The following is a 15,216-nucleotide window of genomic DNA, read 5'->3' on the forward strand; positions in this document are numbered from 1 at the left end:
GGGCCGGCCGCGGCGGCTGGACCGCCCGGGCAGCATCCTTGCGTGCGCCCGGGCGGGTCAAGGGATGCGGGACCGCCGTACCCCGGTGGTCCGGACCGGTCTTGTCCGAGCGTCGCCGGGTGGTCATGGTGGAGCGTCCGTCCCGTCTCGGGACAACCAGGGGGAACCCATGACGCGAGCGCCAGGCCGACCGATCCGAGCACGGCGAGGCGGCCTCGCGGTCCTGGCCGTGGTCCTCGGGATGCTGGTGCCGCTCGTCCAGCTCGGGACGGCCTCGGCGGCGCCACCACGCCCCGCGTCCATCCGCGTCGACGCCGTCCTCTCCGCGATCACCGCGCCCGACGGGACGCCCGCCAGCGCGGTTCCGTCCGCGCTGGTGGTCGCCGGTCAGCCGTTCTCGATCGAGGTCAGCTTCTACGACGCAGACGGCCAGCCGGCCGCTTTCTCCCAGGACACCACGCTCGCCATCAGCACCAGCGCCGGTAGCACCAACCTGCCGGTCCCGGCCACGGGCGTCGCCCCGGGCGGCGCGACCAGCGCGACGCTCAGCACCACGCTGGCCGCCCCCGCCAACCAGGTGTCGGTCACGGTCAGCGTGCCGGGGCTCGGGGGCCCGCGCGGCGTCGCGCCCGGCACCAGCACGCCCGCCCAGCGGTTCGACGTCCTCTCCTCCCTCCGCTTCGAGGCGAGCGCTCCGGAGACCCCGTTCTCGGCCGCTGTCGGCGGCACCGACGGGTGCGCCGACGCCACGGAGGCGCAGCCGGTGTGCGGGATCGTGACCCTGCCCCGCGGAGCCGTCAGCTCCTCGGTGCTGCTGTCGACCGGCCTGTGCGACAGGGCGTACGCGCGCTGCGGCAGCTCCCGAGGCACGGTCATCCAGTTCCTCGCCGACCTCGGCGGGCTCTACACGCCCTCGGCCCCGGCCGCGGTGCTGGTGCGGTGCGACAAGACCCTCTGCGGCACGGGCTCGATCAAGAAGATGGGGCTCAGCTATTCGCTCCTCGGCAACGGAGCACTGGCCGCGGCCCCCGCCTGCCCGGCGAAGAGCACGCTCGGCGCCGACCAGGAGGCGTGCGTCGACTACGTGCAGAGCACCCGCGACAACGCGGGCGACACCCTGCTCGTCCTGCTGCTCACCCGCGACGCTCGGATCAGCGTGAGCTGAGCCGCTCCACCTCCGCGAGCTCGCCGCGCAGGCCCTCGCGCTCGAGACCGTCGTCGCCGACGAGCTCCAGGCCCCGGGAGAGGCGCTCGCGTGCCGTCGCGAGGTCGCCGCGTCGCCGTGCGACCGCGGCCGCCAGCCGGTGCCACCGGGCACTCGTCGCCACCTCGGGTCCCGAGGCCGAGGCGAGCGCGTCGAGCAGCGAGCCGGCCGCGCCGACGTCCCCGGCGCGCAGGACCAGCTCGGCCCGCACCAGGTCGGTGACGAGCAGCTCGGGCTCCAGCCCGAGGTCGACGAACATCTCGCGCGCCCGGGCGAGCAGGTCCAGGCCGCCGGCCGGGTCACCGGCGGCGGCCACCGTCTGCGCCTGCTCGCGGAGTGCCAGCGCCACCAGCTCGTGGTCCTCCAGGCCCCGGGCGACGAGCAGCACCTCCGGCAACAGGTCTGCCGCCTCCTGGTGGCGCCCCTGCCGGACGAGCAGCTCGGCGAGGTTGAAGGCGGCGTTGCCCTCGCTGGCCGCGTCGCCGGTACGCCGGAACAGGTCGGCGGCCTCGCGGTACTGGGCCAGGGCCTCGTCCCAGCGCCCGTGGGTGAACGCCTCGACCGCCAGGTTGTTGAGGCAGTGGCCCTGCCGTGCCAGGTCGCCCAGCTCCCGGTTGGCCTGCAGGGCCAGCCGCCCGTAGGGCAGCGGCTCGGGGCGACCCGATCCGGCGTAGATGCCGTTGAGCATCTCGTAGGCCTGTGCCAGCGCGGTCTTGTCGGCCGACTCCTCCGCGTGGCGGGCGGCGACCTCCGCCCACTGCAGCGCGTCGTCGATCCGCCCCTGGGCGTAGCGGTTGTAGGCATAGCGCCGGGTCAGCAACGACCGGGCCGCCTCCGCCTCCGGACCGGCCACCCCCTCGAGCCGGTGGAGCCCCTCGGACAGCCGGCGCATCGCCTGGGGAAAGCGGCGGCGGCGGACGTCGATGCGCACCTCCTTGGCGACGAGCAGCGCCTGGGCGACCGGGTCGTCCGCCCGCAGTCGCCGCGCGGCGGCGTACGCCGCGGACGCCTCGACGGTGTCGCCGAGCAGGAAGCGGGCGTCCGCCAGCCGCTCGAGCACGGCCGCGTGCTGGCTGGGCGGGACGGAGCCGTCGCGTGGCACCGCGGCCACCGCCCTGCCCCAGAAGGTCGAGGCGGCGGCGTGGCTGTGCTGGTCGGCGGCGCGGGTGCCCGCGACAACCGAGTAGCGCCAGGCCCGCTCCTGGTCACCGGCGTGGAAGAAGTGGAGCGACAGCGTCTCGGCCAGGGCGTCGGGGTCCTCGGTCGAGCGCTCGATGGCCGCGCCCACCTGCTGGTGGAGCGCCCGCCGCCGGCGGTAGGGCAGCCCCTCGTAGGCGACGTCGCGCAGCAGCACGTCGCGGAACCGCAGCCTGCCCGACTGGCCCCGGACGAGGAATCGGCCGAGCCGGTGGAGTCGCTCCGGCCCCATCCCGCCGTGCTCGGCGAGCAGCAGCCCGAGCGCCTCCTCGTCGACCACCGAGCCGAGCACCGTCGCGTAACGCAGCGCACGCCGGTCGTCGGGAGCGAGCCGGTCGACCTCCCCGGCCACGAGCGACTCGATGCTGTCGGGCAGGTCGGAACCGTCCCCCGCGAGCTGGGCCTCGCGCAGCAGCGCCCCGAGGAAGAGCGGGTTGCCGCCGCTGCGGCGGGCCACCGTGGCGATCACGTGGGGGGTCAGGGCCCGCCCCGGAGGCACCTGCCTGGCCAGGAGCTGCCGGGCCAGCGTCGCGGCATCGGCCTCCGCCAGCGGTCCGACCCCGAGCACGGGGTCGTCCGGATCGTCCTCGGGGCGGTCCCGGCGGGTGACGACCAGCAGCCACGACCGCTCCCGGGCGGCCTCGCCGAGACGCGACACCAGAGCGGCGGAGGCCGCGTCGGCGTGCTGCGCGTCCTCGACGACCAGCACGGTCGGACCGGGAAGGGCCGCGCCGAGCAGCTCCACCAGCACCGCCTCCAGCCGTGCCGGACGGAACCGGGGATCGAGCTCGGCGGTCTCCGGTGTCTCGGGCAGCTCGAGCTCGAGCACGGTGCCGAGCAGCGGACCCCACGGGATCAGGTGTGGAGCGACCGCCCAAACCCGGTCGTGCAGCGCCGCCGCGAGGTCGGCCGTGCGGTCAGCCGGCAGGTCGAGCGCCTCCCGGAGGACCTTGCGGAACGGGTAGTAGGCCGTCACCGACTGGTAGGCCTCGCACCGCGTGCTCAGGGCCCGGACGCCGGGCTCCCGGGCCGCCTCACCGACCAGGCGGGACTTGCCGATGCCGGCGTCGCCGACCACGTGCAGGGTGCCGCCGCGTCCCTCCCGGGCGTCGGCCAGCGCACCGGCGAGCTGACCCAGCTCGGACTCCCGGGCGACGATCGGTCCGTCCACGTCGTCGTCCGACCTCGACCCCACCGGGGGACCGACGACCGCGGCCCGCACGGTGCCGGCCTTGCCCTTGACCGCGAACGGCTCCAGCTCCTCGGTGGCGAACGCGGTGCGGGAGTGGTCGAGGACGGACACGGTCGCGAGCACACTGCCCTCCTCCGCCCGGCCCAGCAGCCGCGCGGCCAGGTTGATCGCGTCACCCTTCACCGAGTAGGTGCGCCGGAACGACGGGCCGAAGTCACCGGAGAAGACGTGGCCGCGGTTCACGCCGATCCGGACCGCGAGGCGTCCACCGGCCTCCACGACGTGGCGGGCGACCAGCAGCATCCGCTCCTCCAGGTGCTCCGCACTGCGCGGGGCGCCGGCCGTCAGCATGATCTTGCCGCCGTCACGGTCGACGTCGCTCTCGAAGAAGGTGACCCCGTGCTCGGCACAGGCCCGCTGGACCGCTCCCACCACGTGGTCGAGCGCGTCGGCCAGGGCGCCGGGCCCGTCGCGCTCCAGCACCGCGTCGGTGCCGGAGAACTTCACGAAGGCGACGGCGATCCCGCGGTGCTCGGCCTCACCGTCGGGGTCCGACAGGTGCTCGCGCAACGGTGCGGACAACGACTCCGTGGGGGCGACGCCGCCCCCGGCGGCCACCGGCGCGGGCGCCACGACGGGCACCGGGGCCGGGATGCCGCGCAGCAGCCGACCGTCGAGCAGGGGACGGCCCAGCAGCCGGTCGGGCAGCAGGGCGGACGTCGTCGCGCTCAGGCCGATCTGGCCGGCGGACGCCGCCGACTGGGCGGCCGCCGTCGTGGTCGCGGCCGGCCCGGCGACGAGCAGCTCCCGGTGGTGGGCCGGGTCGCCGACCAGGAAGAGGTCGACGTCGCCGGTGTGGACGCCGACCGACATCTGCAGGACGACCACGCCGGACGAGGTGTCGATCCGGCCGACCTGGCGCAGCGTCGCCCGCATCCGGTGGGTGGCCCGCACCGCCCGCAGGGCGTGGCCCGGCCCGTCGAAGAGCAGCAGCACGGCGTCGCCACCCCACTTGAGCAGGTCGCCGCCCTCCTCCACCGCGTGCTGCAGGAGGGCGGCGAACGTCGCGTCCAGGACGTCGCTCATCTCCTCCGCGCCGACCTTGCCGCGGCGGCTGAGCCGCTCGGTCAGCCGGGTGAAGCCCGAGATGTCGACGAGCGCGAGCGTGCCCGCGACCCGGAGGTGCCGGGGGTCGCCGTTCTCCGGCGACCAGCGACCGAGCACCGACGGGGCGTACGGCAGCAACCGAGAAGCTTCGTCAGTCGCGTCCAGGGCCACCGGTCCTCCGGGTCCGTCCGAGCAGCGATGCTAGCCGCCGCGGTCCCGGTCAGCGCGCGAGCAGCGCGGCCAGCGCCTCCTCGGTCTCGCGCACGACGCGGGCCGCGTCGACGTCGAGCAGCCGGCCGCCGCGCTTGCGGAACCGCCCGTCGACGATGACGGTGTCGACGTTCTCGGCCCCGGTCGCGAGGGCCAGGGTGTTCGGCACGTCGGTGACCGGAGCCGTGGCGACGTCGTGCTGCCGGACCAGCACCACGTCGGCGCGCTTGCCCGGCGTCAGCGAGCCGACCTCGTCGCCGAGACCGAGGCTGCGGGCGGCGTCGATCGTGGCCATCTCGAGGACCCGGCGGGTGCTGACGGCGAGCTCCTGCTCGGCGATGCCGCGATAGAGGCCGGTCGTCAGCCGCAGCACCGACCACAGGTCGGCGGAGCCGACGAGCGACATGGTGTCGACCGACAGCGTCACCAGCATCCCGCTCCGCTCCATCTCCGGGACCGGCGTGACGCCGTAGCCGATCAGCAGCTCCGACCACGGGCTGATGCTCACCGACGAGCCGCTGTCGCGGACCGCCGCCCGCTCGGCCTCGGTCGTGTAGAGCGCGTGGATCAGCTGGGTGTCCTGGCCGAGCATGTCCTGCTCGGCGAGCTGGCGGATCATCTGGAGGTCGCCCTGGGCGCGGGTGCTGTTGGCGTGGTAGCTCACCGGGATCCCGAGCTCCTGCGCGAAGTCGTACTCCGGGCGGAAGACCGACTCCGGCGAGAAGCCCGGTGGCCGCCCCGCGAGGCCGAGGTGGAGCAGCGGGACCTCGCCGCTGTCGAACCACTCCTCCTTCACCCGCGCGATGTCGTCGAGGTCGGTCACCGACGTCGTCGGGAAGCCCTGCGGGGTGCCGTAGGAGAACCGGCCGCGCAGGCCGATCTCCTGGTGGGCGCGCAGGTTGGCGTCGGCGTGCGCGGGCGAGCGCAGGTTGTGGGACCAGTCGTGGACGGTCGTGATGCCGGTGTTCAGTGCGTCCACGAGGGACAGCCGCGCACCGTGGTAGAGGTCGGACGGCAGGCACCGCACGCCGTTCGCGACGTTGAGCGCGAAGTAGGCCGTGGCCGGCGACGTGCTCGACATCGCGCGGTAGAGCGTCGTCCACAGGTGCCAGTGGGTGTCGACGAGGCCCGGCATCGCGATCATCCCGCGGGCGTCGATCCGCGGACCGCGGCCCTTCAGGTGGCGGCCGACGGCGACGATCCGGCCGTTGCGGACGTGGACGTCGCCGACCTCGAGGTCACCGACGTCGGGGTCCATCGACAGGACATGGGCTCCGGCGATCACGTACTCCGTGGCGCGCGGTGCCCCCTTGCCGGGTCCGGCGTGGGCCGGTCCTGCGACCGCGGCCGCCGCCAGGCCGCCTGCCGCGGCGGCACCTCCCAGCACACCTCTCCTGCTCATCTCCATGAAGTCCCTCCCAGGACTCGGTGGCGCCTTCCTGGCGCCGATGTCAGGCGAGCAACCGCACGGGTCGCTCCAGCACCTCGGTCAGCACCGCGAGCCAGCGCGCGGCGACCACGCCGTCGACGGGCCGGTGGTCGACCGAGAGGGTCAGGCTCATCACGCGGCCGGGGACGACGGCGCCGTCCTCGACCACGGGCTCGTCGCGGACCGCGCCGACGGCCAGGATCGCCGCGTGCGGAGGGTTGATGATCGCCGCGAACTCCTCGACGCCGAACATGCCGAGGTTGCTGACGGTGATCGAGCCGCCCTCGAGGTCGTCCTGGCGGAGCCGACCCTCACGAGCACGGCCGGCCAGCTCGCGGACGTCGGCGGCGACCGCCGTCACCGGGCGTGAGCCCACGTCGCGCACCACCGGGGTCACGAGGCCCCGGTCCGTCGCGACCGCGACGGCGACGTCGGCGACCTGCCAGCGGCGTACGGCGTCCTCGCCCCACGTCACGTTCATCTCCGGCACGCGGGCATGCGCGACGGCGACGGCCTTCACGACGAGGTCGTTGACCGAGACGGGCGCGGCGTCCTCGGCGGCGAGCGCCGCGTTGAGCTCGGCCCGCAGGGCCAGCAGTCGCTCGGCCCGGATCGTGGCGCGGACGTAGAAGTGGGGCGCCTGCTGCTTGCTGGCGGCCAGCCGCTCGGCGACCGTGCGCCGCAGCCGGGTGTGGGGGACGTCCTCGTAGGAGGAGCCGCTGGTCGCCGGCTCCGGAGGAGATGCCGGTGCCGGCGCCGGCGAGGAGGACGCCGGCGTGCGCGACGCCATCGCGGCCTCGACGTCACGGCGCAGGACCCGGTGGCGCGGGCCGGTGCCGGTGATCTCCTCGACGGGGATGCCGGCCTCGCGGGCCATCTTGCGGGCCAGCGGGCTGGCGAAGACGCGGCCGTTGGTCTCGGCGGGCTCGACCACCGAGGGGGTGGTGACCGGCCCGGGCTCGGGTACGGGGGACCCCGAGCCCGGGTCGGTGTCTGGGACGTCGCGGCGTTCCGCGACGACGGGCACGGCGGTGTCGGCGACCCCGAGCTCCTGGAGCAGGGCATCGAGATCGGCCACCTCCTCGCCCGGGTCGGCGAGGACGGCGATCGGTGCGCCGACGTCGACCTGCGACCCCGGCGGGACGAGGGTCTTGAGCACGACGCCGCCGCCCTCGGCCTCGACGTCGACGAGCGCCTTGTCGGTCTCGATCGTCGCGAGCGCGTCGGCGTCGGCGAAGGTGGCGGCCTCGGCGACCAGCCACTCGGCGAGCACCCCGGTCGTGTCGCTGGCGGACAGGCCGGGCATCCGCAGCACGCGCGCCATCAGTAGCTCGCGATCTCGGTGAGCTCGGCGATGACCTCGTCCTTCTGGGCGATCGCCGCGCGCTCGAGCACCTTGCTGATGCTGGGCGACGCCTCGGCACCGGTGACCCGGCGTACGGGCGCGTCGAGCAGGTCGAAGAAGCGGCGGTGGATCTCGTCGGCGAGCCAGCCGCCGTAGGAGGTGCCGACCGCGCCCTGCTCGGCGATGAGGACCTGGTTGGTCTTCGTCAGGCTCTCCTCGATCGTGTCCCAGTCGATGCTGGCGCGGTCGAGCCAGCGCAGGTCGATCACCTCGGCGTCGACCTGGCCGAACCCCTCGACGGCCTCGAGGACGTAGGGGACCATCCCGAGGTAGGTCAGGACGGTGACGTCGTTGCCGGGGCGGCGCACGGCGGCCTTGCCGACGGGCAGGCAGTAGTCGAGGTCGTCGACCGGTCCGGGGCCGACGGCGTTGTAGAGGTCGACGTGCTCGAGCACGACGACGGGGTCCTGGCAGCGCAGGGCGGTGTTCATCAGCCCGACGTAGTCGTAGGGCGTCGACGGCGCGACGATCCGCCAGCCGGCCGAGGTCGCGAAGACGCCGGCCGGGTCCATGGAGTGCTGGGAGCCGTAGCCGGTGCCCATGGCGACCTTGCTGCGGAGCACCAGCGGGACGCCCCCGTCGCCGCCGTACATGTGGCGGGCCTTGGCGACCTGGTTGAAGAGCTGGTCGGCCGCGACCCACATGAAGTCGGCGTACATGAACTCCACGACGGGGGTGAACCGGCCGTCGAGGGCCATGCCGAGGGCGAGGCCGGTGAAGGCGTTCTCGCTGATCGGGGTGCCGAGGATCCGGCCCGGAAAGCGGTCGGTGAGGCCGCGGGTGGCGCCGTTGGTGCCGCCGTTGAGCCGGTGGACGTCCTCGCCGAGGACCACGACGCCGGGGTCGGTCTCCATCCGGCGGCCGAGCACGGCCGCGATCGACTCGACCAGCTTGGTCTCCTGCACCTCGACCGCGTGCCCGTCGGGTGCGACGACGGGGGCGTCGTCGAGCTCGCTCAGGTCGCCGCGTACGCCGACGTCGACCCAGGCCGGGTCGGGCCACTCCCGCTCACGGATCCGGCGCTGGCCCGGCTTGCCGTCGGGCACCGGCTCGAGCAGGACGTCGCCGATCTCCTCCATCACGGCCTTCGCCTGGGCGATCGCCCGGTCGGCGTCACCGGCCTCGACCAGTCCGAGCCGCTCGAGCTGGGACGCGGTGAGGGTGATCGGGTCGCGCTCGCGCCACTCCTTCTCCTCCTCCTTGGTCCGGTAGCCGAAGGCGCTGCCGGCGAAGCCGCCGTTCTGGTGGAAGAAGCGGTAGGTGTCGACCTCGACGACGGTCGCGCCGCCGCCGCGGCGCATGTGGTCGACGGCCTCGGTCATCGCGAGGTGGACCGCGAGCGGGTCCTGGCCGTCGACCTTCCAGGAGGCGAGGTTGAACGCCGCACCGCGGGCCGAGAGCCGCGGCTCGGCGGTCGCCTCCTCGACCGAGGTCGAGACGGCGTAGCGGTTGTTCTCGATGAAGAAGCAGACCGGGAGCGACCAGGCGCCCGCGAGGTTCATCGTCTCGAGCGTGGAGCCGATGTTGACCGCCCCGTCGCCGAAGTAGGTGACCGAGACCGCGTCGGTCCCGGAGCGCTGGTGGGCGAACGCGAAGCCGGCCGCCTGCGGGACACCGCCGCCGACGATGGCGTTGGTGCCCATCGCGCCGGCGTCCTTCCACTGCAGGTGCATCGACCCGCCGCGGCCGTGGCTCCAGCCGCGGTCGAGGCCGGCGATCTCGGCGAGGGTGCGCAGCAGCACCTCGCGCACCTCCTCCGAGGGCGCGGCGAGCGGGTCCATGCCCTTGGGCTCGACGTGGTGGAGCGCCTTGGCGAGGAACTGGTGGTGGCCGCGGTGGGATCCGTTGACGCTGTCGTCGCTGGTCAGGGCGAGGACCGAACCGACGGCGCCGCCCTCCTGGCCGATGCTCGAGTGGGCCGGACCGTGGATCAGCCCGGCGCCGGCGAGGTCGAGGACGTGCTGCTCGAAGGCGCGGATCCACACCAGCTGCGCCAGGAACGTGCGCAGCAGCGCGGGGTCCGCGGCGTCCCAGTCGTCGTCGGTGGCGACGACCTCGACCCACGGCGACGCGGGCTCGAGCGGACGGTGCTGGGGCATGGATCCTCCTCGGTGGACTCGGGCACTGTGACACACGTTTGGATCCAAAATCTAGGCCCGAGCGTGATGGACACCACAACTGCGAGCGTGCTTTCCTAGATCTCCTCGCCGTTTCGGATCCAGAAAGGACGTCGATGGGACTGCCGGGCCTGCGCCGCCTTGACCACGTCGGGTTCACCGTGCCCGACCTCGAGCAGGCCCACCGGTTCCTCGTCGACGTCCTCGGCTGCGACTACCTCTACTCGCTCGGCCCCTTCGCCCACCCCGACGAGGGCGACGACTGGATGGCCACCCACCTCGACGTCCACCCGCGCGCGGTGATGGTCGAGAACCGTTGGTTCCGGCTCGGCGAGCAGTTCTTCGAGGTCTTCCACTACTCCTCCCCCGACCAGCTGGTGGTGCGGCCGCGCAACAGCGACGTCGGCGGCCACCACGTCGCGCTCTACGTCGACGACCTCGACGCGGCGGTCGACCACCTGCGCGCCCACGACGTCGAGGTGTTCGCCGGCCCGACCGCGAGCCGCGGCCCGGCCGAGGGCAACCGGTGGATCTACTTCCGCGCCCCCTGGGGGCTCCAGCTCGAGCTGGTCTCCTACCCCCACGGCAAGCGGTTCGACCGGGAGAATCCCCGACCATGAGCAGCGACGAGACACCTCCCGAGACCTCGGGCATCGGCAGCACCCGTGTGGCGGCCTACCTCCGCGAGGCGATCCTCGGCGGCGACCTGCGTCCCGGTGACCGGATCCGGCAGGAGGAGGTCGCGGCGAGGCTGGGGGCCAGCCGGCTCCCGGTGCGCGAGGCGCTGCGGATGCTCGAGAGCGAGGGCCTGACCGAGCACGAGCCCCACAAGGGGGCACGGGTCACGAGCCTGACCCAGCACGAGGTCGACGTGATCTACCGGATGCGCGAGCGTCTCGAGCCGCTGGCGCTGACCGAGAGCCTGCCGTTGCTGACCGACGCCGACCACGAGCAGCTGGAGGAGGTCCAGCAGCGGATCGAGGACAACACCGACCTCGAGAAGTTCCTCGACCTCGACCGTGAGTTCCACATGCTCACCTACTCCGGCTGCTCGATCGACCCGCTGATGTCCAACGTGACGCGGCTGTGGAACTCGACCCAGCACTACCGGCGCAGCTTCGTCGCGCTCGGCGGTCGGAGCCGGATGTGGGTGGTCAACTCCGAGCACCGGCTGATCCTCGACGCGGTCGTACGCCGCGACGCGGACGACGGCGAGCGCTACCTCGGCGGCCACATCCGTCGCACCAGGATCGAGCTGGGCCGGCACCCGGAGGTGTTCCCGTGACCGAGCTCGTCGTCAACGGCGCCCCGGTCACCGTCGAGGGCGACCCCGACACCCCGCTGCTGACCGTGCTCCGGGACGACCTCGGACTGGTCGGCACGCGCTTCGGCTGCGGCCAGGGGCTGTGCGGCGCCTGCTTCGTCCGGCTCGGCGACACCGTCGTGCCGTCGTGCCAGACGCCGGTGTGGCAGGCCGAGGGCCAGCCGGTCACGACCGTCGAGGGGCTGTCGGCCGAGGACACACCGCACCCTGTCCAGCAGGCGCTGCTCGACCACCAGGCCGCCCAGTGCGGCTTCTGCATCTCGGGCATCGTCGTCCGCGCGGCCGCCCTGCTGGAGGAGGAGCCGGACGCCGACCCCGACCGCGTCGCCGAGGCGCTCGACCGCAACCTGTGCCGCTGCGGCGCCCACCGCCGGATCGTCGACGCCGTCCTGGCCGCCGCCGAGAAGGTGGCCTCGCCGTCGTGACCGACCTCCCCGCCCACGTCACCGCCAACCCGCGCCTCGGGAGCTGGGTCGCGGTGGCCGACGGCGTGGTCGAGGTCAGGGTCGGCAAGGCCGAGCTCGGCCAGGGCATCGCGACCGCCCTCGCCCAGCTCGCGGCCGACGCGCTCGGGCTGCCGCTCGACCGGGTCCGGACGGTCGCACCCCACACCGGCCTCGGGCCCGACCAGGGCCTGACCGCCGGCAGCCTGTCGGTCACCCAGTCGGCCCCCGCCCTCGCCCATGTCGGCGGGGTCGTCCGCACCCTCGCCGGGCCGACCGCTTCCGTCGACGACTACGTCGCGCGCATCGCCGGCCTCGACCCGGCGCTCGACCTGACCGACCAGCCGGCCGCCGGACCGGTGGCGGCCGCTGCGGTCGGGGCCGACGTCCCGCGCACCGACCTGCCCGACAAGGTGCTCGGCCGGCCGCGCTACCTCGCCGACCAGCGGCCGCCGGGACTGCTGCACGGGCGGGTGCTGCGACCGCCGTCGGTCGGCGCCACGCTGCGGTCGGTGCCCGACGGGTGGAAGGCGCCGGGGGTGACGCTGGTCCGCGACGGCTCGTTCCTCGGCCTCGTCGGCGAGCGCGAGGCCGACGTCGACCGCGGCCTCGACCAGCTTGCCCGCGACGTCGACTGGGACGAGCACGACCTGCTGCCCGACGACACCGACCTCCCGACCTGGCTGCGGAGCGGGAGCCACGAGGACGTCCCCGTCCTCGACGAGCCCGGCGCTCCCGGTCCCGGTTCCCCCGACGCCCTGCGCGCGTCGTACTCACGGCCGTTCCTGCTGCACGCCTCGATCGCGCCGAGCGCCGGGCTGGCGGTGTGGACCGACCACGGCACCCACACCGGCGTCCACGTGCAGTCGCACAGCCAGGGCGTCCACGGGCTGCGCGACGCGATCGCCACGACCCTCGGCCTCGACCGCGAGCACGTCACGGTCGAGCACGTCGAGAACGCCGGCTGCTACGGCCACAACGCCGCCGACGACGCAGCGTTCGACGCCGTGCTCCTCGCTCGGGCGGTGCCCGGCCGGCCGGTGCTGCTGCGCTGGACGCGGCCCGACGAGCTGACGTGGGGACCGCTCTCGTCGGCGATGACGGTGGACCTGCAGGCGACGGTCGCCGACGGCCGGATCACGTCGTGGAGCCACGAGCTGTGGAGCCAGGGCCACACCGCTCGTCCGGGCTATGCCGGCAACCCCGGCCTGCTGGCGGGCGCCCACCTGGCCGACCCGGTGCCGCTGCCGCCCGCGACCGACCCGCCCGCGGCCGGTGGCGGCGGCTCGACCCGCAACGCCGTGCCGGGCTACGCCGTCGGACCGCGCCGGATCCTCGGCCACCGCAAGACCGACTCCCCGCTGCGCACGTCCGCGATGCGCGCGCTCGGCGCCCACCTCAACGTCTTCGCGATCGAGTCGTTCGTCGACGAGCTCGCCGCTGCGGCCGGCGCCGATCCCGTCGACTTCCGGGTCGCCCACCTCGACGACCCGCGCGCGGCCCACGTCGTGCGCGAGGCCGCCCGGCTCGCGGGCTGGGGGTCGGCGATGCCGGAGGACTCCGGCCGCGGCCTCGGCTACGCGCGCTACAAGGACCGCGGCGCCTACTGCGCCGTGGTCGCCGACGTCGAGGCCGGCAGCGAGCTGCGGGTCCGACGGCTCGTCGTCGTGGCCGACCTCGGTCGGGTCGTCAACCCCGACGGCGCCCGCAACCAGCTCGAGGGCGGCGCCACCCAGGCGACCAGCTGGACGCTGAAGGAGCGGGTCCGGATGGACCGGCGGCGGCTGCTGTCCGGCGACTGGGAGCTCTACCCGATCCTGCGGTTTAGCGAGGCGCCCGAGGTCGTCGTCCACCTCGTCGACAGCGACCAGCCGCCGCTGGGCGCCGGCGAGGCCGCCCAGGGCCCGACGTCGGCCGCCATCGCCAACGCCGTCCACCACGCACTCGGCGTCCGGGTGCGTGACCTGCCGCTCACGGCCGAGGCCGTGGTGCGCGCCATCGAGAACACCGAGTGAAGGAGTCATCATGAGCAAGCCCCGCATCTCCTACGTCCCCTACGAGGACATGGACGAGCACATGCAGGCCGAGATGCAGCGCGCTGCCGCCCACGGCACCCCGCGACCGGAGACCAACGCGATCCGGGCCCACGTGCCGGCGGCGTTCTGGGCCTTCGCCAAGCCGTGGGAGGAGATGTTCCGCAACGGCGTGTGCGACCACGCGATCAAGGAGCTGTGCCGGGTCTACATCTCGCGCACGGTCACCTGTGAGTTCTGTGGCAACCAGCGGTCCGAGCGCGGCGCGGCCGAGGGACTCGTCGAGGGCCAGTACGACGACCTGCTCAACTTCGAGTCGTCCGACCGCTTCGACGACCGCCAGAAGGCGGCTCTCGCCTACGCGCAGGCCATCGCCTGGAACGAGGACGACCGGGACGGCCTGTGGGACAGGCTGTACGCCCACTTCAGCGAGGACGAGCTCGTCGAGCTCGGGTGCGTCATCGCGCTCACCTTCGGGCAGCAGAGCTGGATCCGGTTGCTCGACGTCGACCACCACCAGTACATGGCCGGTACCTCGGCCTCCATGGCCCCCGGGTTCGAGGACGCCGAGGCGCTCGCGGCGTCGAAGGCCAAGGAGGACTACTGGGCGGCCGGGTCGCGCGGGTGAGCGGGACGGCCCCTGCGCCGGCGGCGCCGACGCCGGTCATGGTCGAGGACGTCGCCGGGTCGGACCGGCCGGCGCACTACCTCCTCGCCGAGAGCCTCGACGGGCTCTACATCCCCTATGCCCTCCGGCTCCCCGACGGCCCCGGTCCGCACCCCTTCGTCGTCATCGCCTACGGCAACGGCGGGGGTGGCATGGCGTGGTTGCGCGACCGCGTCCACCGCTTCCGCCACGTCACCGACGTGCTGCTCGACGCGGGCTACGCCTGCGCGTGGATCCGCTACCGCACCGAGGTCGAGCTCGGCTACCAGACCGGCGGCGCGTTGCGGACGACGATCCGGCAGGGCATGGGGCTGATGAACCGGGCGCCGCTGGAGTACGAGGACGAGGTCGCCGTGCTGCGTCACGCGGCCGCCCACCCCGCGATCGACGGCGACCGGCTCTTCCACGTCGGGGTGAGCCACGCCGGCGAGATGCTCTTCAAGCTGCTGTCGCACTATCCCGGCCTGCTGCGGGCCGGTGTCGCCGCCGAGCCGGCCAACCACGAGCTGCTGACGCTGCGGCTCGAGGACGTCGAGACCGTCACGACGATCGGCGGGCTGCGGGACATCGAGAGCATGGAGATCCGCAGCGTCGAGCGTGCGCGGGCCCGGATCTCCGACAAGGACGAGGTGGCGGCCCGGCTCGAGGCCGTCGACATCCCCGTGCTGGTCCTCGGGCGCGAGCAGGACGAGCTGCAGGGGATCTTCCGGCTGACCTACGACCTGCTCGCGGAGCACCGCGAGGACGCCGAGTGGCGCTCGTGGTCGCACGACGTCCACGGCTACCTCTACCCCGAGTGCGACGCGGACGGCGTCCCCCGGGTCGACGACGTCCAGCGCGAGGCGCTGGCGGCCGTCGTCGACTTCCTCGACCGGCACAACGGATGAC

At 74.0% G+C, this 15,216-nt stretch carries 11 protein-coding genes; 7 read left to right on the forward strand and 4 right to left on the reverse strand.

Going from position 1 to position 15,216, the window contains the following annotated elements; genetic code table 11:
- The first annotated feature begins 169 nt into the window (after positions 1–169).
- Positions 170–1,165 carry a hypothetical protein gene (locus tag ABD091_RS07720; protein ID WP_343917050.1) on the forward strand — a complete coding sequence of 332 codons (996 nt, stop codon included), beginning with the start codon at positions 170–172 and terminating at the stop codon, positions 1,163–1,165.
- Here ABD091_RS07720 and ABD091_RS07725 read toward each other — a convergent pair.
- From ABD091_RS07725 to ABD091_RS07740, 4 genes are all read right to left on the reverse strand, one after another.
- Positions 1,152–4,838 (reverse strand): AAA family ATPase, encoded by a 3,687-nt coding sequence (locus ABD091_RS07725; protein ID WP_343917052.1) that lies wholly within the window; start codon positions 4,836–4,838, stop codon positions 1,152–1,154. The genes ABD091_RS07720 and ABD091_RS07725 overlap by 14 nt on opposite strands.
- An 82-nt stretch (positions 4,839–4,920) precedes the next feature.
- On the reverse strand, positions 4,921–6,312 hold the full coding sequence (locus ABD091_RS07730) for an amidohydrolase family protein (RefSeq protein ID WP_343917054.1): 1,392 nt from the start codon (positions 6,310–6,312) through the stop codon (positions 4,921–4,923).
- Positions 6,313–6,361: 49 nt separating this feature from the next.
- A complete protein-coding gene (locus ABD091_RS07735) occupies positions 6,362–7,663 on the reverse strand; it encodes a 2-oxo acid dehydrogenase subunit E2 (RefSeq protein WP_343917056.1) in 1,302 nt (433 codons plus the stop codon).
- Positions 7,663–9,843 carry an alpha-ketoacid dehydrogenase subunit alpha/beta gene (locus ABD091_RS07740; protein WP_343917058.1) on the reverse strand — a complete coding sequence of 727 codons (2,181 nt, stop codon included), beginning with the start codon at positions 9,841–9,843 and terminating at the stop codon, positions 7,663–7,665. Before ABD091_RS07740 ends, ABD091_RS07735 begins: the two co-directional genes overlap by 1 nt.
- Before the next feature lie 134 nt (positions 9,844–9,977).
- On the opposite strand from ABD091_RS07740, the gene ABD091_RS07745 reads away from it, so the two are divergent.
- Genes ABD091_RS07745 through ABD091_RS07770 form a run of 6 tightly spaced genes read left to right on the forward strand, consistent with a single transcriptional unit; the run spans position 9,978 to position 15,215 of the window.
- On the forward strand, positions 9,978–10,481 hold the full coding sequence (locus ABD091_RS07745) for a VOC family protein (RefSeq protein ID WP_343917060.1): 504 nt from the start codon (positions 9,978–9,980) through the stop codon (positions 10,479–10,481).
- Positions 10,478–11,146: a GntR family transcriptional regulator gene (locus ABD091_RS07750; RefSeq protein ID WP_343917062.1), complete on the forward strand. Its 669-nt coding sequence runs from the start codon at positions 10,478–10,480 to the stop codon at positions 11,144–11,146. Before ABD091_RS07745 ends, ABD091_RS07750 begins: the two co-directional genes overlap by 4 nt.
- On the forward strand, positions 11,143–11,610 hold the full coding sequence (locus tag ABD091_RS07755; RefSeq protein WP_343917064.1) for a (2Fe-2S)-binding protein: 468 nt from the start codon (positions 11,143–11,145) through the stop codon (positions 11,608–11,610). Before ABD091_RS07750 ends, ABD091_RS07755 begins: the two co-directional genes overlap by 4 nt.
- Positions 11,607–13,643: a xanthine dehydrogenase family protein molybdopterin-binding subunit gene (locus ABD091_RS07760; RefSeq protein ID WP_343917066.1), complete on the forward strand. Its 2,037-nt coding sequence runs from the start codon at positions 11,607–11,609 to the stop codon at positions 13,641–13,643. Before ABD091_RS07755 ends, ABD091_RS07760 begins: the two co-directional genes overlap by 4 nt.
- Before the next feature lie 10 nt (positions 13,644–13,653).
- On the forward strand, positions 13,654–14,289 hold the full coding sequence (locus ABD091_RS07765) for a carboxymuconolactone decarboxylase family protein (protein WP_343917068.1): 636 nt from the start codon (positions 13,654–13,656) through the stop codon (positions 14,287–14,289).
- Positions 14,286–15,215 carry an alpha/beta hydrolase family protein gene (locus ABD091_RS07770; RefSeq protein WP_343917070.1) on the forward strand — a complete coding sequence of 310 codons (930 nt, stop codon included), beginning with the start codon at positions 14,286–14,288 and terminating at the stop codon, positions 15,213–15,215. The genes ABD091_RS07765 and ABD091_RS07770 overlap by 4 nt, the downstream gene beginning before the upstream one ends.
- Position 15,216: the final 1 nt, after the last annotated feature.

The organism is Nocardioides aestuarii (assembly GCF_039527245.1).
Taxonomy (GTDB): Bacteria; Actinomycetota; Actinomycetes; order Propionibacteriales; family Nocardioidaceae; genus Nocardioides; species Nocardioides aestuarii.

Bases quoted from the DNA above. Each gene is read 5' to 3' on its own strand.
- ABD091_RS07720 (WP_343917050.1), top strand. From the start codon at position 170: ATGACGCGAGCGCCAGGCCGACCGATCCGAGCACGGCGAGGCGGCCTC.
- ABD091_RS07765 (WP_343917068.1), top strand. From the start codon at position 13,654: ATGAGCAAGCCCCGCATCTCCTACGTCCCCTACGAGGACATGGACGAG.
- ABD091_RS07750 (WP_343917062.1), top strand. From the start codon at position 10,478: ATGAGCAGCGACGAGACACCTCCCGAGACCTCGGGCATCGGCAGCACC.
- ABD091_RS07740 (WP_343917058.1), bottom strand. From the start codon at position 9,843: ATGCCCCAGCACCGTCCGCTCGAGCCCGCGTCGCCGTGGGTCGAGGTC.
- ABD091_RS07745 (WP_343917060.1), top strand. From the start codon at position 9,978: ATGGGACTGCCGGGCCTGCGCCGCCTTGACCACGTCGGGTTCACCGTG.
- ABD091_RS07735 (WP_343917056.1), bottom strand. From the start codon at position 7,663: ATGGCGCGCGTGCTGCGGATGCCCGGCCTGTCCGCCAGCGACACGACC.
- ABD091_RS07730 (WP_343917054.1), bottom strand. From the start codon at position 6,312: ATGAGCAGGAGAGGTGTGCTGGGAGGTGCCGCCGCGGCAGGCGGCCTG.